The sequence below is a fragment of the Gillisella taibaishanensis genome (assembly GCF_001938985.1).
Taxonomy (GTDB): Bacteria; Pseudomonadota; Alphaproteobacteria; order Rhizobiales; family Rhizobiaceae; genus Allorhizobium; species Allorhizobium taibaishanense.
This window is the reverse complement of the sequence record NZ_MKIN01000027.1, coordinates 318,723-340,051: the sequence shown is the minus strand read 5'-3', so window position 1 is coordinate 340,051 and position 21,329 is coordinate 318,723. Positions and strand designations below refer to the sequence as shown.

Here is a 21,329-nt window from a genome sequence, read left to right as displayed (position 1 = left end):
GCGCCTCATAACGCCCTGCGGGGATTTCGGGCCTTCGCCTGTCGCAACCCGGCTCGACAAGTCGGGCTGGATTTGACAAGGAAGAGGGCTATATGGGGATAAGCCGAGCGGAGAAAACGATGAGCGAACAACAGCTGCCCGAGCGCGAGAGCATGGAATTCGACGTGGTGATCGTCGGGGCGGGGCCGGCGGGTCTATCTGCCGCCATTCGCTTGAAGCAGGTCAATCCTGATCTCACCGTCGTCGTCCTTGAAAAGGGGGCTGAAGTCGGCGCCCATATCCTCTCTGGTGCGGTCGTCGATCCCATCGGTGTCGACAAGCTGCTGCCCGGCTGGCGCGAAGAGGCCGATCATCCCTTCAAGACAGAGGTCACGGCCGACCACTTCCTTTTCCTCGGCCCGGCCGGGTCCATCCGGCTGCCGAACGCCTTTATGCCGCCGCTGATGAACAATCACGGCAATTATATCGTCTCGCTCGGCAATGTCTGTCGTTGGCTCGCCTCCCATGCCGAAGCGCTGGGCGTCGAAATCTATCCCGGCTTTGCCGCGACCGAAGTGCTTTATAACGACGCTGGCGCTGTGATCGGCGTTGCCACCGGCGATATGGGCATTGAGAAGAACGGCGAACCCGGTCCGAACTTTACCCGTGGCATGGAACTGCTCGGCAAGTATGTGCTGATCGGCGAGGGCGTACGTGGTTCGCTCGCCAAGCAGTTGATCGCTAAATACGATCTGTCGCGTGACAGCGACGTGCAGAAATTCGGCCTTGGCATCAAGGAGCTGTGGCAGGTCAAGCCGGAACACCATCGGCCCGGCCTGGTGCAGCATTCCTTTGGCTGGCCGCTCGACATGAAGACCGGTGGTGGCTCCTTCCTCTACCATCTCGAAGACAACATGGTCGCCGTCGGCTTCGTCGTGCACTTGAATTACAAGAACCCCTATCTCTACCCGTTCGAGGAATTCCAGCGCTTCAAGACCCATCCGGCAATCCGCGACACGTTTGAAGGCGCAAAGCGCCTGTCTTACGGCGCCCGCGCCATTACTGAGGGTGGCTATCAGTCGGTGCCGAAACTGTCCTTCCCGGGCGGGGCGCTGCTCGGCTGTTCCGCCGGCATGGTCAACGTGCCGCGCATCAAGGGCAGCCATAATGCCGTGCTCTCAGGCATGCTGGCCGCCGACAAGATCGCCGAAGCCATTGCTGCAGGCCGCGCCAATGACGAGCCGGTCGAAATCGAAAACGCCTGGCGCGACACCGCCATCGGCACGGACCTGAAGCGGGTTCGCAACGTGAAGCCATTGTGGTCGAAGCTCGGCACGGTGCTCGGCGTGGCGCTCGGCGGGCTGGACATGTGGACCAACCAACTGCTGGGCTTTTCCGTCTTCGGTACCCTCAGCCACGGCAAGACCGATGCGGAAAGCCTGGAACCGGCCGCCAAGCACAAAAAGATCGACTATCCCAAGCCCGATGGCGTGCTGACCTTCGACCGCCTGTCCTCAGTCTTCCTGTCCAATACCAATCACGAGGAAGATCAGCCGGTGCATCTGAAGGTCAAGGACATGGCCCTGCAGAAAAGCTCCGAGCTCGGCGTCTATGGCGGCCCGTCAAACCGTTACTGTCCCGCCGGGGTCTATGAATGGGTGGAAAAGGACGGCGAGCCGAGCTTCGTCATCAACGCCCAAAACTGCGTCCACTGCAAGACCTGCGACATCAAGGACCCGAACCAGAACATCACCTGGGTGCCGCCGCAAGGAGGCGAAGGACCAGTTTACCCGAACATGTAATGTTCGGGTAAGGCGGTCCGCACGGACCTCCGTCAGGGAAGAGGCGAAGGACCGGTTTACTCGAATATTCGATTATGGAATGCAGCTCGGCTCGCGCCGCCATTGACGTGGTGCGAGCGAGATCGCTGTATAAGACGGCCTGAATAGATATTTTTTGCAACCGTACCGGATTGCCCTTGAAAAGGCTTGTGAAAGCTGATGATCGTCTATAGCTGATATAGATAGGTCAGCATTATTGACCTATCGCCCATCTGAGGAGGTCATCTGCCATGTCTGCCGCCGCACTGCCGGAATTTACCATCAAGCCCAATGCCAATCCCATGCCGGAGGCTGATCGCCTCAAGGCGTTTGAAAGCCTCGGCTTTGGCACGCTGTTTTCCGATCATATGGCCGTGCTCCATTGGAATGTGGTGAAGGGCTGGCATGACGGCGAGATTACCGCTCGTGGCCCCTTTGCCATTGATCCGGCTTCTGCGGTCCTGCACTATGCCCAGGAAATCTTCGAGGGCATGAAAGCGTACCGCACGGCGGAAGGCAAGGTCGTGCTGTTCCGGCCTCAGGAAAATGCCCGCCGCTTCAACGAATCCGCCCGGCGGATGGCCATGCCGGAAATTCCGGAAGAACTGTTCATCGAGGCCATCGATAAGCTTGTTGGCGCCGATGCCAAGTGGATCCCTGAAGGTGAGGGCAGCCTCTACCTGCGCCCCTTCATGTTCGCCTCGGAAGCCTTCCTCGGCGTGCGTCCGGCCCGCGATTATATCTTCTGCGTCATCGCTTCGCCCGTCGGCCCTTACTTCAAGGGCGGCGCCAAGGCAGTAAAGATCTGGGTCTCGGAAAACTATACCCGCGCAGCACCCGGCGGCACCGGTGCCGCCAAATGCGGTGGCAATTATGCGGCAAGCCTGATTGCCCAGTCGGAAGCGGTCGAGCATGGCTGTGACCAGGTCGCGTTTCTTGATGCAGCCGAGCATAAATGGGTGGAAGAACTCGGCGGCATGAATGTCTTCTTCGTCATGGACGATGGTTCGCTGGTGACCCCGCCACTCGGCGGCACGATCCTGCCCGGCATCACCCGCAATTCGCTGATCTCGCTGCTCAAGGACCAGGGCGTCGCCGTGCATGAGCGGCCCTATTCCTTCGACGAATGGCAGGCAGACGCCAAGAGCGGCAAGCTCAAGGAAGCCTTTGCCTGCGGCACCGCCGCCGTCGTTGCCGGCATCGGTGAAGTCAAATTCTCCGGCGGCGGCTTCACGATCGGCACCGGCGAAACCGGCGAGACGACCACGAAGATCCGCGAGCAACTGGTTAATATCCAGCGCGGCAAGAGCAATGACCCGCATGGCTGGGTTCGTCATATCGCCGGCGTCTGAGCCTGACAGCAGCAAATATAGCACCAAAAAAGGCCGGGATTGATCTCGGCCTTTTTTAGTTCGCTTTAAGCGTTTGGGCGACAATTAGGAGGCTGTCTTCGTCACATATGCCTTAAAAAGCAGTATGATACAGTGAATTAGTATTGCGTGACATTTTACTTTTGTAGCTGCAAATATACGCCTGTTCTTGCTTTGGCCCTTCATATTTTTTGCATAATCTATTCTTACACACGACTGCGTGGCTTGACAGGTGCGGTGCAGGGGTCTGCGGATCCGATCCTCCCTTAGATCCCGCTTTTATTGTTCTGCGGGAGGAAGGCCCTTCTTCCCGGAGCCGTTCTGGAAGGCATTGCGATCATGGCATCGTATCCTGGAAGTGCAGACCGCCTGAAACCGCGTAAATTCAACATTTTCACCGCTATTTCCGACCGCATCCTGAAATCGGCGCTCGCCCGCATCGTCACCGTGGGCGCTCTTGATGTGATCACTGCCAGCGGCCGGACGCTGTCTTTCGGCGACAGAACCGGCGAACTCGTCGTGGTCCGCTTCACGGACACGTCGGCGCAATGGGCCCTGCTGATGGATGCCGATATGCGGCTTGGCGAGCTCTATATGGATGGGCGCTTCGTCGTCGAGCGCGGCACCATGTTCGATTTTGTCTCGATGATGCTTCGCGAGGCCCAGAACGCCACGCACCCGCTTATCGCTCGCATCATCGACAACCTGCGCACCCGGTTGAGGATTTTCCGTCATCGCAATCTGCCGGGACGTTCCAAGCAGAATGTGGCGCATCATTACGATCTCGATGCCCGGCTCTACGAACTGTTTCTCGATCCAGACCGGCAATATTCCTGCGCCTATTTCGAGCATGACGATCAGGGCCTGGACGAGGCGCAACTGGCCAAGAAGCAGCATCTGGCCGCCAAGCTGCGCATTGCCCCCGGGCAGCGCGTGCTGGATATCGGCTGCGGCTGGGGCGGTCTTGCTTTGCATCTGGCCGACAAGGCAGTCGGCGGCGAAGTGCTCGGCGTCACCCTCTCGGAAGAACAGCTTGCATACGCGCTGCAGAGGCCGCGCAAGCCCGAGGGCGAGGCCGGCAAGGTCGATTTTCAGCTGATGGACTATCGCAGCCTGAAGGGCACGTTTGACCGGATTGTCTCAGTCGGCATGTTCGAACATGTCGGTCTTGCCGCCTATGGCACCTTCTTCAAGACCTGCAACAAATTGCTGGCCGATGACGGCGTGATGGTGCTGCACACGATCGGCTGCTCGGCAACGCCTGGCTTCACCACGCCCTGGCTCGATAAATACATCTTTCCGGGCGGCTATATCCCGGCGCTGTCGGAAATCATCCCAGAAATCGAGCGCGCCGGCCTGACGATAACAGATGTCGAAGTGCTGCGCCTGCATTACGCCAAGACGCTCAACCACTGGCGCGCCCGCTTCACCGCCCGCTGGTCCGACGCTGCCGCCCTCTATGACGAGCGCTTCTGCCGGATGTGGGACTATTACCTCGCGACCGCCGAAGCCGCCTTCCATTACGAGGATCTCGTGGTGTTCCAGATCCAGATCTGCAAGAAAAACAATGTTCTGCCGTTGACGCGGGATTATATTTTGCGAGAGAGGGGTGGCTAAAGCTTTTACGCGTCAACAAAACGCATAGGATACGCAGCCATCATCCAGAGAGAAATCATGCGACGTTGGATTTTGAGCTTTTTCATGATTTTGGCCGCCTCGGCAACTGCTGACGCCGCAGACACATTCGAATGCCCTGTCGACGTTGTCGCTTGCGTCACCAAGGCGCAAAAGGCATGTCCCAAAAACGTAACATTCATCGCGGATCGGACTTCGGCGTCTGGCTTTAGCATCTTTCCCAGGGGAACACCGGTTACAGGCAAAGCGGTGAACGGCCGTCCCATGTACGTTATTTGCACTCCCAAGTAGGATGGCTACCCGTCCTCTGTCGGTTCAAGTCTACAAGGCGCTCGGATGGTCTCGGTTCGCGACAAGTAAAGTCTTTGCTTTTTAAGAGGGCCGGGTGGTTCACGGCGGGGCCTCACCAACCAGTCTCAATGGTATTCATCAGCATCTGAACAGCCTGGGGCAACGTCCAACTGGACGACTTGCAATTACCAATGTTGCCGAACTGTGACCATTGGGCAAGAGCGAATTCCTCTTCAATGTGATCATAGTAGATGGCCGTCTCGCCCATCAGTGCCACCACCCAAACGCGATAATTCTCTCGGATTTCCCATTCTTCGGGCATCCGTTTGATAGCATTCCACAGGTTGCGCTGCTTGAACGACATGCTGCTCCAGCCGTCGTTGATGTGATCCCAAAGCATTTCTTCTGAAAATGGCATGATGACCCCACGGCAGCACAGTGCCACTGCGCGGACCAACATATAAGGAGGGCATAGCGGGCGCAATTATCGCTTCGGCTGCTTTACAGGCAAAAACCGCCCGAGCCAATGCCGGGCGGCCTGATCCCAAATCGCTCGTTACAGCAGCGTCCCGCTCAAAATCACCAGCGCCACCGTGAAATAGATCACCAGACCCGAGACATCGACCAGTGTTGCCACGGCAGGGGCCGAGGCGCTGGCGGGGTCGAGGCGCAGGCGTTGCAGCAGGAAGGGCAGCATAGAGCCGGCCATCGAGCCGAAGGTGACGATGCCGATCAGGGCGGCAAACACGGTGAAGCCCACCAGGAGCCAATGCTCACCATAGTTATAGAGCCCCATATGCTGCCAGAGCGCGATGCGGGCAAAGCCGACCAGGCCAAGGATGGCGCCGAGCGTCATGCCGGTCGGCAGTTCGCGCAGGGCCACCCGCCACCAGTCCGATAGCTTCAACTCGCCCACGGCAAGCGCCCGGATGATCAGCGAGGTCGCCTGCGAGCCGGAATTGCCGCCTGAGCTCATGATCAGCGGGATGAACAGGGTCAGCACCACGGCCTTTTCGAGTTCGCCCTCGAAATATTGCATGGCGCTGGCGGTCAGCATTTCGCCGAGGAACAGGGCGGCCAGCCAGCCGGCCCGCTTCTTGACCATGCCGGCAAAGCCGATCTGCATATAGGGCTTGCCAAGCGCTTCCATACCACCGAATTTCTGGGCGTCTTCGGTGGTATCGGCGATCATCGTATCGATGACGTCGTCGACGGTAACGATGCCGAGCATGCGGCCATCGTCATTGGTGACGGGCAGGGCGAGCAGATTGTGCCGGCGGATCAGCCGGGCAACTTCCTCCTGTGCCATCAACGGGCTGGCATGCACGACGCCGTGACATTGCGCTACCGACAGGATTGGTGCTTCGGCTGGCACGGTGATCAATCGGCGCAGCGTGACGACGCCGACCAGCATGCGAGTGATGTGGTCGAGCAAATAGATGGCGTAGACGGTCTCGCTGGCATTTTCCACCAGGCGCACATGGGCCAGCGTTTCGGCGACGGTAAAGTCGTCGGGCACGCTGACGAATTCCGTCGTCATGATCGAGCCGGCGGTGCGCTGCGGATAGGCCATAAGATGTTCGACGGCATGGGCGGTGGCTGCATCGAGCCGCGAGAAGATCGCGGTGCGGCAACGCTCGTCCATGGCCTGGAAGATGTCGGCAACCCGGTCATGGGCAGTGGCCTTCAGCAGGCGCACGGCGGTTTCCACCGGCAGGGCGGCGATGATCTGGGCGGCATGGACCAGTTCTGGTCGGGCAATGATCCGGAGTGCCTTTTGCTGTGGTACACCGGCCAGCACAGCGGCGGCCTCTGACACGTCGAGCGCGTTCAGCTGCTCGATCCGCTCGGAAACGGTGACGACATTCAGGCTGTCGTTGAGAAGATGGCGGGCAGCATGGCCGGCCCGCAGAGGGAAGCGTTGGATATTCATAATGCTTGCCTTTCTGTCGATCCGCCGTAGCGCAACCGACCGGCAAGCTGACGGAGTGTCAGAGCAGGAAGGCCGCGTACGGCATGGACAATCGACTGCTACTGTCGCTTGGCATCTTATCGATGACTCCGTTGAAATCCGCGCATAACCCCTTGCGCGTCCCTATTAGCTGCGCCTCTCCCTGCCCAAAGTCAAGGGGGTGGAGCCGGCGCAAACCACGGTAAAATCATGCGGCGCAATACACAAATCGGTGATTGGCGGCAGCGTGCGATTTAGGACTGTTGGCGGTGCCGTATTTGCAATGCCATCAACAAGTCGCGCGAGAAATTTGTTGAGCTAATACAATAGATTGCCGTTGCAGCCTTCCCTGGAGCCTGAAGCTTCACAAGGCCGCTACGCATCATCTGCATTCTCACGGATCTTTAACCGTAATTGCAGATCGGGGCCGGCGAACGACGCGGCCCCGATCTGGCGGCTGAGGAGTGTTAAGCGGCCTCGAACCCTTCCAGCACCACCTTGCCCTTCATCCGACCGCTTTCGACGAGGGCGTGGGCCTTCTTCAGGTTTTCGGCATTGATCGGACCGATGATCTGCGACAGCGTCGTGCGCATCTTGCCTTCGTCGACAAGGACGGCGACATGGTTGAGCAGCCTGTGCTGTTCGATCATGTCAGGTGTCTGGAAGACTGGCCGCGCGAACATCATTTCCCAGTGGACCGAGACTGCCTTGCGTTTGAACTTCATTACGTCGAAGCCGGAGCTGGGGTCGTCGATGATCGCCAGCCGGCCCTGCGGCGCGATGATGTCGGCGAGGTCGGCAGCGTGATCGTCGCTGCCGGCGACGGAGAAAACGAAGGCGGGCGCATCCAGTTCAAGCGCGGCATATTCTCCGGCGAGCGGCTTGGAATGGTCGATGACATGATCAGCGCCGAGCGCCAGCGCCCAATCACGGGTCTCAGGCCGCGACGCGGTGGCGATGATCTTGAGATCCGTCAGGTGTTTGATGAGCTGGATGGCAATCGAGCCGACGCCGCCGGCGCCTCCAGTCACCAATACGGCTGGAAGCGCCCCCGGTACCGGGATCGCGACATTCAGGCGATGAAACAGCGCTTCATAGGCGGTTATCGCCGTCAGCGGTAGAGCGGCGGCTTCCGCAAAGCTCAGCGTTTGGGGCTTTGCACCGACGATCCGTTCATCGACGAGGTGGAAGGCGCTATTGGTGCCCGGCCGATTGATCGCGCCGGCGTAGTAGACGGCATCGCCAGGCTTGAACAGGGTGACGGCCTCACCGACCGCCGTGACGACACCGGCGGCGTCGTAGCCAAGAATGCGCGCCTGGCCAGCCTCGGGCTGCTGGCTGCGTCTGACTTTGGTGTCGACTGGATTGACCGAAACCGCCTTGACCTCGACCAGCAGGTCGTGACCGTGAGCTTTCGGCATCGGCAGATCAAGGTCCACAAGGGCATCCTCGGCGGTGATCGGCTGGGAGGCGTAATATCCGACTGCGCGCATGGTATCTCTCCATTGTTGTTTGCACGCGGCTTATTAAGGTCATAAAATCGGATTGGACAAGAATGCACAATTTCTGTCCGTAGGCACCTATTTTGCCCTCAGTACCAAAAAGGATACTGTCCATGTCGCGTCCTCGCGCAAAGATGACCAATCATTTTCCCGGCTGTCCTGTGGAGTCGACACTGAGCTTTCTCGACGGCAAATGGAAAGGCGTCATCCTCTACCATCTGCTGAGCGACGGCACGCTGCGCTTCAGTGAGCTGCGCCGTCGTCTGTCGTCGGTGACTCAGCGGATGTTGACCAAGCAATTGCGCGAGCTGGAAGAGAGCGGATTGATTACCCGCACGGTGTTTCCCGTGGTACCGCCGCGTGTCGATTATGCGCTGACGCCGCTCGGCCAGAGCCTGCGGCCCGTGATCATGGCGCTCGATGCCTGGGGCCAGCGCCATGTCCGGTGTGAAAATGGCGAAAGGCAGATAGAGGCGGACGGGGAGGAGAGCGATCGTTCCGTCGCCTGATGTCAGGCCGCAGCGGAGCGACGCTGCAGTGCCACCGAAATCAGGAAGACCACGAGCCCCAGAAGCGAGAGAACCGAGCCAACATAGCCGGTGGCGCCATAGCCGTAGCCTTCAGTGATCACCATGCCGCCCATCCAGGCGCCAAGCGCATTGGCGATGTTAAAGGCGGAATGGTTGGAGGCTGCTGCCAGCGTCTGGGCATCGGCAGCGACATCCATCAGCCTCGTCTGCACGGCAGGGCAGGCGGCAAAGCCGCAGCCAGTCAGGAACACGCAGATGAACAGCATGACCGGATTGGCCGCCGTCAGTGAAAAGATTGCCATCAGTACGACATTGAAGGCAAGCATGCCGCCGATCGTGCCGTTCAGCGAGCGGTCGGCCATGCGCGATCCCAGCACATTGCCGACATTCATGCCGATGCCGAACAAGGCCAGTACCACGGCGATCATTGAGGCCGGCAGCCCGGCTGTGTCTGTCGTGGTCTTGGCGATGTAGCTGAAAATTGCAAACATGCCACCAAAGCCGACAGCGGCAACGGCGAGTGTCAGCCAGACCTGCAGCCGCGCAAAGGCGCCGAGTTCGCGCTTGATGCTGGCGCCCTCGGCCACCTTGTCCTTGCGCAGATTGATCGCGATCAGAACCGCCGTCAGTGCCGCAATACCGCCGACCAGCAGGAAGGCGGCGCGCCAACTCATCAACTGCCCGAGGAAGGTGGCAAGCGGTGTACCGAGCAGAGTTGCTATGGTCAGCCCAAGCATGACGCGGCCCACGGCCCGTGCCCGCTTGTGCGGCTCGACCATGGATGCGGCAACCAGGGCAGCGACGCCGAAATAGGCGCCATGAGGCAGGCCTGTGATGAAGCGCAGCGCGGTAAAGCTCAGGAAGCCGGGGGCAAGCGCGCTAGTGATATTGCCGAGCGCAAACAGGCCCATCAGCAGCACAAGCAGCGTCTTGCGCGGCAGCTTGGCCGAGAGAACCGCAATGATCGGCGCGCCGACCACCACACCCAGCGCATAGGCGCTGATCACCCGCCCAGCCTCGGGCACGCTGACCCCGTAGGTCTGCGCCACATCGGGCAGCAGGCCCATCACGGCAAACTCCCCAGTGCCGATACCAAAGCCGCCGACCGCAAGCGCGAACTCAATCAACAGGGCGGTGCGCGGCGCAATCGCAGGGGTGCGGACCGGCGTTTCGCTGTGTTGCTGTGGTTGTGGAACCGACTGATGGCTCGGCTGCGCTTGTTTTGCAGCTGAAGAGGCAAATGTGGTCGTATCGTTCATGACATCATCCTCGCCGGGCCATGGGAGCTGGCTGGCGTTATCGATAGCAAGGGCAGTCCGGGCTGCCGCCTAAAGGGTGAAAGCATTCAAAGGAACAGGCTGCGGGCACGACAAGCGTCCTGCACCTGAGCATAGTCAAAGCGATTTGAACAATGTTTAGCATGGATTTGTGCGCCGCGGTAGAAACTTCGTTCCGATCTTGATCTTTGCCAGCGCAAACCCGATTTGCAGCAGACGCATGCAACATTATTGCCGACAGTCCGTTATTGGAGGTTGGCATGCATCCGGAGGACGGCGGCAGTCATGCCAATCGCGGCAAAAGGAGCAGGGCGTCAGTGAGGATCAAGGCTATTTTCAACCGGGAGGGCGGCACCTTCCGCACCACCGACATGAACGCCTATTGCGAACGCGCCGAAACAATTTTTCGCGACGCGGGCCATACGCTTGAGACCGAGGCAGTTGCCGGACGCGATATCGTCAGCGCCATCAAAAAAGCGGCTGACGGAGGCTACGACGCGCTGATTGCGGGTGGCGGCGACGGCACGATTTCAGCTGCCGCAGGCATCGCCTGGAAAGCTGGCCTTCCGCTTGGCGTGGTGCCAGCCGGCACCATGAACCTGTTTGCCCGCTCGCTGAAGCTGCCGCTCGAAATCTGGCAAGTGCTTGAAGTTCTCGCTACAGCCGAGGTGCAGAGGGTGGATATCGCCACCGCCAATGGCCAGCCCTATGTGCACCAGTTTTCCGCCGGGCTGCATTCGCGCATGGTGCGGCTGCGCAACCGCATGGACTATGCCTCGCGTTTCGGCAAGATGCGGGCGAGCACAAGTGCTGCTTTGAGCGTGATGTTCAATCCGCCCCGCTTTGAGGTGATGTTCGACATCAACGCCGATGGCAAGCTGGATCGCAAGGAAGTCTCGGCCATTTCGGTCTGCAACAATCCGGTCGATACCAATCCGCTGTTCTATGCCGAGGATCTGACTACCGGCAAGCTCGGGATTTATCTTGCCTCGCCGCTCGACCCATCGGGCGTGGCCGGCCTTGCCATAGACATATTGCGCGGCAAGCTCACGGAAAATCAGGCGGTGACGGCTGCGACCGCTGACGTGGTGAAACTGCATTTCCCCAAGCACCGCCAGGGCGTGGCCTGCGTCATCGACGGGGAGTTGTTGCGCATGCCGCGCGATGTCGAGATCAGGATACACCCAGGGGAATTGCAGGTTCTCGTGGCGCCCGGCGCAATCTGAAGGCAAGTCGTCATGAAAACGCCCGGCTTGACCGGGCGTTTTGCATTCAATGGGTAAAGGCGGCGGCGATCAGCGCCTTGGTATAATCCTCTGCCGGACTGTCGAAGATCTCTTCCGTCGGGCCTTCCTCTACGATCTTGCCGTTCTTCATCACGATCACATGGTCCGAGATCGCTTTGATCACCGACAGGTCGTGGCTGATGAAGACGTAGGACAGATCGTGCTTCTGCTGCAGGTCGCGCAAAAGCTCGATCACCTGGCGCTGCACCGAGCGGTCGAGCGCCGAGGTCGGCTCGTCGAGAATCACTACTTTGGGCTTCAGGATCATCGACCGGGCGATGGCGATGCGCTGGCGCTGGCCGCCCGAAAACTCGTGCGGATAGCGGTTGCGCGAGGCCGGATCGAGACCGACTTCCTTCAATGCCGCAATCGCCCGCTTGTCGCGCTCGGCGCGGCTCAAGCTCGGCTCATGCACATAAAGGCCCTCGGTGATGATCTCGCCCACCGTCTGGCGCGGCGATAGCGAGCCATAGGGGTCCTGGAACACCAGCTGCAGCTGGCGGCGATAGGGCCGCATACCGGCCCGATCGAGAGCGGAGATATCCGTGGTCTCGAAGCTGAAACGGCCATCGGCCGAGAGCAGCTTCAACAGCGCCCGTCCGAGTGTCGACTTGCCCGAACCGGATTCGCCGACGACGCCGATGGTCTGGCCCTTGCGCAGCTTTAGATTGACATGGTCGACGGCACGGAATTTCGACTTGCCCTTGAACAGGATGCCGGAGCGGATGGTGAAATCGACAACGACATTGCGGCCTTCGAGAATGACAGGCGCATCGGCTGGTGGCGGGGCCTTGGTGCCCGATGGCTCGGCAGCCAGCAGCATTTTCGTATAGTCGACCTGCGGTCGCTCGAAGATATCGTCGCGGCTGCCCTGTTCGACAATTTCGCCGCGCCGCATTACCGCCACCCGGTCGGCCACATGCTTGACCACGCCGAGATCGTGGGTGATCAGCACGATGGCCATGCCGAAGCGCTTCTGCAGGTCGGCGAGCAGATCGAGGATCTGGGCCTGGATGGTCACGTCGAGTGCTGTCGTCGGTTCGTCGGCGATCAGCAGGTCGGGCTCGTTGGCGAGCGCCATGGCGATCATCACGCGCTGGCGCTGGCCGCCGGAAAGCTCATGCGGATAGCTGTCGATGCGTCGTTCCGGCTCGGGAATGCCGACCAGTTTCAACAGTTCCAGCACCCGGGCGCGGGCCTTTGACTTGCTCATGCCGCGATGGAACACCAGCGGCTCGGAAATCTGCCGGCCGATCGTATAGAGCGGGTCGAGCGAGGTCATCGGCTCCTGGAAGATCATGGTGATCTTCGAGCCGCGCACCGCGTTCAGCGTCGAAAGACTGGCGCCGGCCAGTTCCGTCGCGCCGTAGCGGGCCGAGCCGGAGACCCGGCCATTGGCGGCCAGCAGGCCCATGATGCCCATCATCGTCTGGCTCTTGCCGGAGCCGGATTCGCCGACGATGGCGAGCGTCTCGCCTTTCCTGACATCGAAGGAAATGCCCTTGACCGCATTCACCTCGCCATCGGGCGTCGTGAAGGTGACCTTCAGGTCCTTGACGGTCAGTACCGTCTGGTTTTCGGTCTTGTCCATGCTTATCGGTCCTTGGGATCAAGCGCGTCGCGCAGCCCGTCGCCCACGAAATTGAGCGAAAACAGGGTGACGACGAAGAAAACGGCCGGGAAGATCAGCAGCCACGGCGTGTTTTGGATATTCTGGGCGCCATCGGAAATCAGCGTGCCCCAGCTCGCCAGCGGCGCTTGTACGCCAAGGCCGAGGAAGGACAGGAAGCTTTCCGTCAGGATCACCTGCGGCACCACGACGGTGACGAAGACGATGACTGGGCCGATCGTGTTGGGGATGATATGGCGGCGAATGATCTGCCAGTCGTTCAGCCCCAGCGCTTCGGCAGCGCCAACGAATTCCCGGCGCTTGAGCGAGAGCGTCTGGCCGCGCACGATCCGGGCCATTTCAAGCCATTGTACCGCGCCGATCACCAGGAACATCAGCAGGATCGAGCGGCCGAAGAACACCACCATGACCACGACGAGAAACACGAAGGGCAGCGAATAGAGGATTTCGACGATGCGCATCATGATATTGTCGACGCGCCCACCGAGATAGCCCGAGGTGGCGCCATAGATGACGCCGATGCCGAGCGACACGAGGCTTGCAGCAAGGCCAACGGCAATCGAGATCTGTCCGCCCAGCATGACGCGCACCATCAGGTCGCGACCGTTGCTGTCGGTGCCGAAGAAGAAATATTCCTGGGTGACGCGGCCGGTCAACGTCATCGACATCTGATCGGCCGAGGTCTCTGCAACGCGCGTATCATGGAACTCGTTGACCCGGTCGAAATAGCGCACGGTGCGCGGATCGATCGGCTTGTCGGAAGAGATCTTGACGGTAAAGACGCCGCTTTCGAGGGTAAAACTGTCAAGCTTCAGCCGTGCCCGGGTTGCGGCACCTTCGGCGACCTGCTGCAGCGAGGCAGGGTCAGGGAAGGGCTTCAAGCTCGGCGGCACCGAGACGTAGGACGAAAACACCTGGTCGTAGCTATGGCTGCTGAACAACGGGCCCACGAAGGAGAACAGCGCGATCAGCAGCAGTATGACGCAGCCGCCCATGGCAGGCTTGTTGCGGCGAAAGCGCAGGAGCGCCAGCTGTCCGAGGCTGCGGCCTTCGACGGCGGGCGATGTAATGGATGTATCAGTCATGACGGACCCTCGGATCGAGTAGGCCATAGGCGATGTCGACAAGCAAATTGAAGACAATCACGAAAATCGACACCAGCAACACGGTTGCCATGACCAGCGGATAATCGCGGTTCAAGGCGCCGATGACGAAGAAGCGGCCAACGCCGGGAATGGTGAAAATGCTTTCAACGACAGCCGAGCCGGTCAGAAGTGCGGCAGCAGCCGGAGCCAGGTAGGATACGACCGGCAGCAGAGCGCCGCGCATGGCATGGGTGATGACGACGGTGCGCGACGGCAGACCATAGGCGCGCGCCGTGCGGATATGGTCGGTATGCAGAGCCTCGATCATCGAGCCGCGGGTGAGCCGGGCGATGATTGCCACCTGAGGCAGCGCCAGAACGGTGATCGGCAGAGCGAGATAATAAAGCGATCCATCGCCCCAGCCACCGGCCGGAAGCCAGGACAGCGACAGCGCGAAGATCAGTGTCAGCACCGGCCCGACCACGAAATTCGGCACGGTAATGCCGATCGTTGCAAAGGACATCAAGGTGAAGTCGATCCAGCCGTTCTGGCGCAGTGCAGCCACGGTGCCGAGGATGACGCCGATGACAAGCGCAAGGATCAGTGCGGTGCCGCCAAGCCGGATCGAATAGGGCAGGGCCTGCGACATCAGCTGCGCGACCGTATTGTCCTTGTAAACGAAGCTCGGGCCGAAATCGCCCGTGAAGGCATTGCCGAGATAATGCAGATATTGCTTCCACAGCGGATCATTCAGATGGAATGTCGCGATGATATTTTCCATCGTCTGCGGCGGCAGCGGCCGCTCCAGGCTGAATGGGCCGCCCGGCGCAAAACGCATCAGGAAAAACGAAATGGTGACGACGATGAAGATCGTAGGGATCGCGCTCATCAGTCGGCGTAGGACAAAGTTGATCATGGTCAAATAGCAGACGCGCGGCCGAACCCTCGGAGTTTGCCAGGGGAAAATGGTTGTCGAGTTTCCCGAAAAACAAACGAAACAAAAATGCCCTAGAGTCCGTCCGGTTCGGGCTGAACCTGGCGGACTCTAGGTGTTTTGCCTTTAGGTCGTGCGCGTCGCTCTCCCTCGAGGTTACTTGGACAGGCTCAGATACTTGGAGAGGTGCCAATCGACGCCATTATCGCCCCAGCCCTGTACCTTGGTGGAGACCATCCACAAATTGGAGCGGAAGTAGAGCGGCATGATCGGCTGGTCCTTGACCTGGATCGCTTCGGCCTTCTTCATGATTTCCATGCGCTTTGCCGGATCGGTTTCCTTGTAGGACTCCGCCATCAGCGCGTCGAACTCGGCATTCTTCCAATGCGGGTAGTTGAAGGTCTTGTTGTCGCCGATCTGCAGCGCCAGGAAGTTTTCCGGGTCGGCATAGTCGGCAGCCCAGGCTGCGCGGGCTACGTTGAACTTGCCGCCTTCCTGAAGGTAGGAATAATGCGAGGCGACATCGAGATTGGTCAGCTTGACCGTGGCGCCGAACGTGGTCTTCCACATATCAGCGATCGCAGTCGCCAGACGCTCATGGTCGGTATTGGTGTTGTAGCGGATTTCGATGTTGAGCGGCTTGCCGCCCTTGCCGTAGCCGGCTTCCTTCATCAGCTCGACGGCTTTGTCTTCCCGGTCGATCTGCGACAGCTTGGCGAATTCCGGCTGCGGGCCGGTGCCATAACCTTCCATGCCCGGCGGCACGAAGCTGTAGGCGGGCGTGACCGCGCCGGAGCGGATGTCGTTGGCGACGAAATCGCGGTCGACGGCCATCGACAGTGCCTGGCGGACTCGAACGTCGCTATAGGGCGCTTCGCGGGTGTCGAAGGCATAATATTCGGTCGAAAGTGCTGGCGTGGCGTGAACCTGGGCGCCGAAGCTTGCCTTGAGGCGCTTCAGCTGGTCGAGCGGCATGCCGTAGCTGACGTCGAGTTCGCCGGCTTCGTAGCGGCGCTGGGCGGCTGCCTGGTCGTCGATCGGGTAGAAGATAACCTTGTCGAGCTTGACGTTCTTAGCGTCCCAATAATTCTCGTTCTTGACGACGGTCAGGCTGTCATTGGGCACATGCGCCTGCAGCTTGAAGGCCCCGTTCGACACCATGTTGCCAGGCTTAACGAACTGCTCGCCGAACTTCTCGTAATTGGCCTTGCTGATTGGCAGCGAGGTGTAGTGCGTCATCAACTGGAGGAAGAACGGGGTCGGCTGTTCCAGCGTGATTTCCAGCGTGTGGTCGTCTACGGCCTTGACGCCGAGCTGCTCGATCGGCAGTTCGCCCTTGTTGACCTTCTGGGCGTTCTTGATCGGGTAGAGAATATTGGCGTATTCGCCGGCGGTCTTTGGATTTTCCTCACGCTGCAGCGAGAAGACGAAATCGCCTGCCGTCAGCGGCGAGCCGTCGGACCATTTGGCGTCCTTGCGCAGATTGAACGTGTAGACAGTACCATCCGTGGAAATTTTCCAGGTCTCGGCAACGCCCGGCTGGATCTTGCCGGCATTGTCGAACACCACGAGACCTTCAAACAGGTCCTGCATGATGTGACCTTCGATATCGATCGAAATATGTGCCGGATCAAGCGACTTCGGCTCGGCGCCATTACCGCGCCGCAGTACCGTTTCAGCCAGTGCACTGCTTGCACCAAGCAGCAGGGACCCTGCCAGAATTGCTGTTGCCAATCGGATGGTTTTCTGCGTCATTTTATATTGTCTCCACGCCCATGGGGAATTGGTTCGGGTGTTGACCAAATGGTAAAACTGCACAAAAAACAACCCCTGCCTTCAAAAAAACATTGTCGGTTTGCGACAAGTTTAACGGCTTGCGAAGACAGTATGGTGTTTTCCACAAGCGGAGGAGTTGCAGCGGTCATTTTGGGGTCATAGGCGGAGTGGTTTTCTGCCGCTGCCGGTAGAATGAGAATTATTTTATGAAATCCCCGGATTTTTAAGGATCAGCTTGCGCAGGCCGTCTTGGGCGCTGCCATCATAAGCCGGTCCCACAGCGTCCATTACAGCCGTGGCAGGTAGGTACTGTAATCGAAATCCGACACGGTGCGCAGGTAGGTGATGGCTTCCTTGCGCTTGGTGTCGCCATAGAGCTGACGGTACTGGCTGCCGAAGATATCGGCGATGAAATCAGACCGGCGGAAGGCATCGACGGCGGTCAGAAAATCGTGGGTCAGCAGCTCGGTGTCTGCCGCTGGCGCCTGTGGCGTGGTGACCGGGCCGGGGTCGAGATCGGCGGTCAGCCCCTTCAGTATTCCGCCCAGAATGGCTGATAGCAGCAGATAAGGATTGGCGTCGGCGCCAGCCACCCGGTGTTCGATACGGGCTGCCGGGCCATCCTTGTCGGGAATGCGGATTGCGGTGCCGCGATGGCCGAAACCCCAGTCGATACGGTCGGGCGCGAAAGAGCCCGGCTGGAAGCGCCGATAGGAATTGGCGAAGGGCGCAAAGATCAATTGCGCATCGCGCATGGTTTGCAGCATGCCCGCCGTCACCGATTTCAGCTTGACCGGCTCGCCGCCCTTGGCGTCCAGAATGTTGTTGCCTTGCGCGTCGATAATGCTGACATGCACATGCAGGCCGGAACCGGCCTCTCCGCCATAGGGCTTGGCCATGCAGGTGGATTTCAGCCCGTGCCGGCGAGCGGCAAATTCAGCGACGCGCTTCAGATAGATGCAATCGTCTGCCGCCGCCATCGCATCGGCCCGGTGCAGCAGATTGACTTCAAACTGGCCGGGGCCGAATTCCGCCGTGGTCGCATCCGCAGGCAGGCCCATGGCATCGGCATAGGCTCGCACGGTGGCGAGGTAGTCCTCCATCGCTCCGGTGGCGCGCATGTCGTAGAGCTGGAAGCCGTTCGGCTCGCCGCGATAGGTAAGCGCCTTCGGCGGCACTGGCTTGCCGGTCTCGCGCCAGTCGTCTTCCATCACGTAGAATTCAAGTTCCGTTGCCACGACAGGCGTCAGGCCCAGCGCCGAAAACCGCTCCAGCACGCGGGCAAGAATGGCGCGCGGGCAAACGAAATGCGGTTGCCCGTCCAGCGTATGCATGGTCGCCAGCACCTGTTTCGAGCCTGCCGGAGCCCAGGGCATGGCGGCCACCGAGCGCTTGTCGGGGATGCAGAGCCCGTCGGGATCGCCGAGCGTGAGGGAAATGCCGGTTAGATCGTCATTGTCGTCGCCCCAGATGTCGAGCGACTGGGTGGAGGCGGGCAGGCGCACGCTGTTCTTCCACACCTTATCTTCCGCGCCGAGCGGGATCATCTTGCCGCGCAGATCGCCATTCATACCCACCAGCAGGATTTCGATGCGAGCCTGTGGATCGATTAGGGGCTGAGCGGCGGTCTCGGACACGGTCATCGGCAAGCTCTGGTTGGGCAAAAGCGGCCAGCGAAATACCCCGCTTCTTGCCAAAGGATCGGCATATCGTCATGGTCGTAGCGGATAAATTGTCGCCTTTCAATGCAACACCTCGCTCAGAATATCTGCCCAGAATACGCGCCACAGGATGCCCGCCATGAATGAGAACCCAGCCGCCCGTTCCAATCTCGCTGCCATCGATGCCGCCCATCACCTGCATCCGTTCAACGACACGAAGAAGTTGAACGAGGCCGGCGTGCGGATCATTGAGCGGGCTGAGGGCGTGCATATCTGGGATGCGACGGGCAAGAAATATCTTGACGCTTTCGGCGGTCTCTGGTGCGTCAATGTCGGCTATGGCCGCAAGTCGATCGCCGATGCCGCTTACGCGCAAATGCAGGAACTGCCTTATTACAACACCTTCTTCGGCTCGACGACGCCGCCGACCACGCTGCTGGCGCAGAAGGTGACAAGCCTTGCCGGCCCGAACATGAACCATGTGTTCTTTACCAATTCCGGCTCCGAGGCGACCGATACCTGGTTCAGGATCGCCAGGGTCTATTGGAAGGCGCTGGGCAAACCGACCAAGACCCAGGTGATCGCCCGCAAGAATGGCTATCACGGCTCGACCGTTGCCGGCGCCTCGCTGGGCGGCATGAAATACATGCATGAGCAGGGCAATCTGCCAATCGAGGGCATTCACCACATCAACCAGCCCTATTGGTATGGCGAGGGCGGCACCCTTTCGCCTGACGATTTCGGCCTGAAGGCGGCACGGGAACTGGAGGCGAAAATCCTCGAACTCGGCGCTGATAATGTCGCGGCTTTCGTTGCCGAACCGGTGCAGGGGGCGGGCGGGGTGATCGTGCCGCCGTCGACTTATTGGCCGGAGATCGTGCGGATCTGCAAGCAACACGACATTCTGCTGGTTTCGGATGAAGTGATCTGCGGCTTCGGGCGGCTTGGCAGTTGGTTCGGCTACCAACATTTCGGCTATGAGCCGGATCTTGCTCCCATCGCCAAGGGCCTGTCCTCAGGCTATCTGCCTGTCGGTGGTGTGCTGGTTTCGGATCGGGTGGCGCAGGTATTGATCGACGAGGTTGGCGATTTCAATCACGGCTATACCTATTCCGGTCATCCGGTCTGCGCTGCCGCCGCTCTTGAAAACATCCGGATCCTCGAAGAGGAAAAGCTGGTGGAGCGGGTGCGCGACGATATCGGCCCTTACTTTGCCAAGGCGCTTGCCTCGCTTGCCGATCACGAGCGGGTCGGCGAAGTCGTCAGCATCGGCCTGATCGGGGCCGTGCAGCTGACCGCCGACAAGGCCAGCCGGCGCCGGTTTGCCAAGCCCGACGATGTCGGCGCGCAGGTGCGAAATCAGTGTATTGCCAGTGGCGTGATTGTCCGCGCCACCGGCGATCGCATGCTGTTTTCCCCGCCCTTTATCATTTCCCGCGCCGAGGTCGATCAGGCGATCGAAACGCTCGGTCAGGCACTGGATTGGCTACGGGATAATGTCAGCGAATAGGGCTGCTTTGGAGCGCTCCGGTATTTGCTTTAAGCCGCCTTCCACTCGAAGGGCAGCGGCGCCTCGCGGAAGGCGAAGCGGTCGAGGTGGCTTGCGACCACGCCCTTGTAACGCTCCAGCAGATCCTCGTTCTCGGCCTCGATGGTGACTGTGAGGCCGGCTTCGTCGCAGGTCATCACGGCCTTGGCCTGGTCGAAGGTGACGGTGCCGGTGTGATCTCCGAGATCGACGGTCAGTTTATGGCTCCAGTGCTTGCACAGTTGCTGCACATATTTCCAGCCGTTTTCGGTCTGGATGGTGGCAATGGTCTTGGTCATGGTCAAAGCCTTTCGATCTTGCTGGCGGCCTCGTCGAGAATCCGGGCGACCTCTAGCTGAGTGTCGCGCGAGACGTCGTCCTGCGATAGCCGCTCATGAATGACAGTCCGTAGATTATGAATGGCCCGGCGCACCGGCCCGGCATCGGTGCGTTCGGTCATCTTGGCAAGGGCAGTTAGGCGGGCCATAGCAACCTCTACCGCCTCGGCATTATCAGCAAGATGGATGGTGCCGGCTTCGGTAATCCCGAGGAGCTTGCGGGCGCCGTCGCTCTGCTGTTCCTCGGCCAAGCCCATATCGAGCAGCAGCGTCATGGTCGGGTAGACGACGCCAGGGCTCGGGGCATAGGCACCGCCGGACAGCCGCTCGATCTCGCGGATCAGGTCATAGCCGTGGCGGGGCAATTCCGAAATCAGCTTTAAAAGCACCAGCCGCAGTTCACCGGCTTCGAACATTCGCCGCCGTTCGCCGTCGCGACCGCGTCCATGACGACCCTCGGGTCCCTTGTGGCCAAATGGCCCGCCGCGCATGGCATGCAGGGCTTCGATCATCTCGCGCGGCACTCCGCGATGAAAACCGCGCGAGCCGTGGTCGTCGCCATGCTCTCTATGAAAAAAGCGCATTGTATATCTCCGATAGGTTTCGATGGGTCTAAGATATATCTTAGAAAAATCGAATCAAGAGGGCGCAGTGCATTTTTTGCCACCACGAAGCTGCCCGGTTCAAATCGAACCAGACAAACTCAGGGTTTAATTTCTGCAGGTATTTTCAGGAA

Annotated in this window: 17 protein-coding genes; 6 read left to right on the top strand and 11 right to left on the bottom strand. The window is 59.9% G+C overall.

The window, feature by feature from the left end:
• Positions 1 to 119: 119 nt before the first annotated feature.
• From BJF91_RS23090 to BJF91_RS23080, 3 genes are all read left to right on the top strand, one after another.
• Positions 120 to 1,781: an electron transfer flavoprotein-ubiquinone oxidoreductase gene (locus BJF91_RS23090; protein ID WP_075616851.1), complete on the top strand. Its 1,662-nt coding sequence runs from the start codon at positions 120 to 122 to the stop codon at positions 1,779 to 1,781.
• A 269-nt stretch (positions 1,782 to 2,050) separates the two neighbouring features.
• Positions 2,051 to 3,151 (top strand): branched-chain amino acid aminotransferase, encoded by a 1,101-nt coding sequence (locus BJF91_RS23085; protein WP_075616850.1) that lies wholly within the window; start codon positions 2,051 to 2,053, stop codon positions 3,149 to 3,151.
• Positions 3,152 to 3,508: 357 nt separating this feature from the next.
• The gene (locus BJF91_RS23080) at positions 3,509 to 4,786 is read left to right on the top strand and encodes an SAM-dependent methyltransferase (RefSeq protein WP_075616849.1); all 1,278 of its coding nucleotides are present in this window, start codon (positions 3,509 to 3,511) and stop codon (positions 4,784 to 4,786) included.
• 421 nt (positions 4,787 to 5,207) lie between these two features.
• On the opposite strand, the gene BJF91_RS23070 is transcribed toward BJF91_RS23080, so the two are convergent.
• The 3 genes from BJF91_RS23070 to BJF91_RS23060 form a co-directional block, all read right to left on the bottom strand.
• Complete coding sequence (locus BJF91_RS23070; RefSeq protein WP_075617042.1) at positions 5,208 to 5,513, bottom strand: hypothetical protein; 306 nt, start codon at positions 5,511 to 5,513, stop codon at positions 5,208 to 5,210.
• Positions 5,514 to 5,651: 138 nt separating this feature from the next.
• The gene (gene mgtE / locus BJF91_RS23065; RefSeq protein WP_075616847.1) at positions 5,652 to 7,028 is read right to left on the bottom strand and encodes a magnesium transporter; all 1,377 of its coding nucleotides are present in this window, start codon (positions 7,026 to 7,028) and stop codon (positions 5,652 to 5,654) included.
• A gap of 485 nt (positions 7,029 to 7,513) precedes the next feature.
• Positions 7,514 to 8,539, bottom strand: coding sequence for a zinc-binding alcohol dehydrogenase family protein (locus BJF91_RS23060; protein WP_075616846.1), 1,026 nt, complete (start codon positions 8,537 to 8,539; stop codon positions 7,514 to 7,516).
• Between the two features lie 122 nt (positions 8,540 to 8,661).
• Here BJF91_RS23060 and BJF91_RS23055 point away from each other — a divergent pair, with 122 nt between their 5' ends.
• Positions 8,662 to 9,057: a winged helix-turn-helix transcriptional regulator gene (locus tag BJF91_RS23055; RefSeq protein WP_075616845.1), complete on the top strand. Its 396-nt coding sequence runs from the start codon at positions 8,662 to 8,664 to the stop codon at positions 9,055 to 9,057.
• Positions 9,058 to 9,059: 2 nt separating this feature from the next.
• On the opposite strand, the gene BJF91_RS23050 is transcribed toward BJF91_RS23055, so the two are convergent.
• Positions 9,060 to 10,337, bottom strand: coding sequence for an MFS transporter (locus tag BJF91_RS23050; protein WP_075616844.1), 1,278 nt, complete (start codon positions 10,335 to 10,337; stop codon positions 9,060 to 9,062).
• Positions 10,338 to 10,672: 335 nt separating this feature from the next.
• Between BJF91_RS23050 and BJF91_RS23045 the strand changes: the two genes are divergently transcribed.
• Positions 10,673 to 11,581: a diacylglycerol/lipid kinase family protein gene (locus BJF91_RS23045; RefSeq protein WP_075617041.1), complete on the top strand. Its 909-nt coding sequence runs from the start codon at positions 10,673 to 10,675 to the stop codon at positions 11,579 to 11,581.
• A gap of 46 nt (positions 11,582 to 11,627) precedes the next feature.
• Here the strand turns inward: BJF91_RS23045 and BJF91_RS23040 are convergent, their stop codons facing one another.
• The 5 genes from BJF91_RS23040 to BJF91_RS23020 form a co-directional block, all read right to left on the bottom strand.
• Positions 11,628 to 13,232: an ABC transporter ATP-binding protein gene (locus BJF91_RS23040; protein ID WP_075616843.1), complete on the bottom strand. Its 1,605-nt coding sequence runs from the start codon at positions 13,230 to 13,232 to the stop codon at positions 11,628 to 11,630.
• A gap of 2 nt (positions 13,233 to 13,234) precedes the next feature.
• Positions 13,235 to 14,356 carry an ABC transporter permease gene (locus tag BJF91_RS23035; RefSeq protein WP_075616842.1) on the bottom strand — a complete coding sequence of 374 codons (1,122 nt, stop codon included), beginning with the start codon at positions 14,354 to 14,356 and terminating at the stop codon, positions 13,235 to 13,237.
• A complete protein-coding gene (gene oppB, locus BJF91_RS23030; RefSeq protein ID WP_075616841.1) occupies positions 14,349 to 15,272 on the bottom strand; it encodes an oligopeptide ABC transporter permease OppB in 924 nt (307 codons plus the stop codon). Before oppB ends, BJF91_RS23035 begins: the two co-directional genes overlap by 8 nt.
• Positions 15,273 to 15,446: 174 nt before the next feature.
• Positions 15,447 to 17,045 (bottom strand): peptide ABC transporter substrate-binding protein, encoded by a 1,599-nt coding sequence (locus BJF91_RS23025; RefSeq protein WP_075616840.1) that lies wholly within the window; start codon positions 17,043 to 17,045, stop codon positions 15,447 to 15,449.
• 308 nt (positions 17,046 to 17,353) lie between these two features.
• Positions 17,354 to 18,709 (bottom strand): glutamine synthetase family protein, encoded by a 1,356-nt coding sequence (locus BJF91_RS23020; protein WP_075616839.1) that lies wholly within the window; start codon positions 18,707 to 18,709, stop codon positions 17,354 to 17,356.
• Between the two features lie 157 nt (positions 18,710 to 18,866).
• On the opposite strand from BJF91_RS23020, the gene BJF91_RS23015 reads away from it, so the two are divergent.
• On the top strand, positions 18,867 to 20,237 hold the full coding sequence (locus BJF91_RS23015; protein ID WP_075617040.1) for an aspartate aminotransferase family protein: 1,371 nt from the start codon (positions 18,867 to 18,869) through the stop codon (positions 20,235 to 20,237).
• Positions 20,238 to 20,266: 29 nt separating this feature from the next.
• Here the strand turns inward: BJF91_RS23015 and BJF91_RS23010 are convergent, their stop codons facing one another.
• Entirely contained in the window at positions 20,267 to 20,554 is a 288-nt protein-coding gene (locus BJF91_RS23010) for a DUF2218 domain-containing protein (protein ID WP_075616838.1), read from the bottom strand.
• A 2-nt stretch (positions 20,555 to 20,556) separates the two neighbouring features.
• Positions 20,557 to 21,177 (bottom strand): PadR family transcriptional regulator, encoded by a 621-nt coding sequence (locus BJF91_RS23005; RefSeq protein WP_083943448.1) that lies wholly within the window; start codon positions 21,175 to 21,177, stop codon positions 20,557 to 20,559.
• Positions 21,178 to 21,329 lie beyond the last annotated feature (152 nt).

Excerpts from the sequence above, each read along its gene's own strand:
- BJF91_RS23090 (WP_075616851.1), top strand. The coding sequence starts at position 120 with ATGAGCGAACAACAGCTGCCCGAGCGCGAGAGCATGGAATTCGACGTG.
- BJF91_RS23085 (WP_075616850.1), top strand. The coding sequence starts at position 2,051 with ATGTCTGCCGCCGCACTGCCGGAATTTACCATCAAGCCCAATGCCAAT.
- BJF91_RS23080 (WP_075616849.1), top strand. The coding sequence starts at position 3,509 with ATGGCATCGTATCCTGGAAGTGCAGACCGCCTGAAACCGCGTAAATTC.
- BJF91_RS23070 (WP_075617042.1), bottom strand. The coding sequence starts at position 5,513 with ATGCCATTTTCAGAAGAAATGCTTTGGGATCACATCAACGACGGCTGG.
- mgtE (WP_075616847.1), bottom strand. The coding sequence starts at position 7,028 with ATGAATATCCAACGCTTCCCTCTGCGGGCCGGCCATGCTGCCCGCCAT.
- BJF91_RS23060 (WP_075616846.1), bottom strand. The coding sequence starts at position 8,539 with ATGCGCGCAGTCGGATATTACGCCTCCCAGCCGATCACCGCCGAGGAT.
- BJF91_RS23055 (WP_075616845.1), top strand. The coding sequence starts at position 8,662 with ATGTCGCGTCCTCGCGCAAAGATGACCAATCATTTTCCCGGCTGTCCT.
- BJF91_RS23050 (WP_075616844.1), bottom strand. The coding sequence starts at position 10,337 with ATGAACGATACGACCACATTTGCCTCTTCAGCTGCAAAACAAGCGCAG.
- BJF91_RS23040 (WP_075616843.1), bottom strand. The coding sequence starts at position 13,232 with ATGGACAAGACCGAAAACCAGACGGTACTGACCGTCAAGGACCTGAAG.
- BJF91_RS23035 (WP_075616842.1), bottom strand. The coding sequence starts at position 14,356 with ATGACTGATACATCCATTACATCGCCCGCCGTCGAAGGCCGCAGCCTC.
- oppB (WP_075616841.1), bottom strand. The coding sequence starts at position 15,272 with ATGATCAACTTTGTCCTACGCCGACTGATGAGCGCGATCCCTACGATC.
- BJF91_RS23025 (WP_075616840.1), bottom strand. The coding sequence starts at position 17,045 with ATGACGCAGAAAACCATCCGATTGGCAACAGCAATTCTGGCAGGGTCC.
- BJF91_RS23020 (WP_075616839.1), bottom strand. The coding sequence starts at position 18,709 with ATGACCGTGTCCGAGACCGCCGCTCAGCCCCTAATCGATCCACAGGCT.
- BJF91_RS23015 (WP_075617040.1), top strand. The coding sequence starts at position 18,867 with ATGAATGAGAACCCAGCCGCCCGTTCCAATCTCGCTGCCATCGATGCC.
- BJF91_RS23010 (WP_075616838.1), bottom strand. The coding sequence starts at position 20,554 with ATGACCAAGACCATTGCCACCATCCAGACCGAAAACGGCTGGAAATAT.
- BJF91_RS23005 (WP_083943448.1), bottom strand. The coding sequence starts at position 21,177 with ATGCGCTTTTTTCATAGAGAGCATGGCGACGACCACGGCTCGCGCGGT.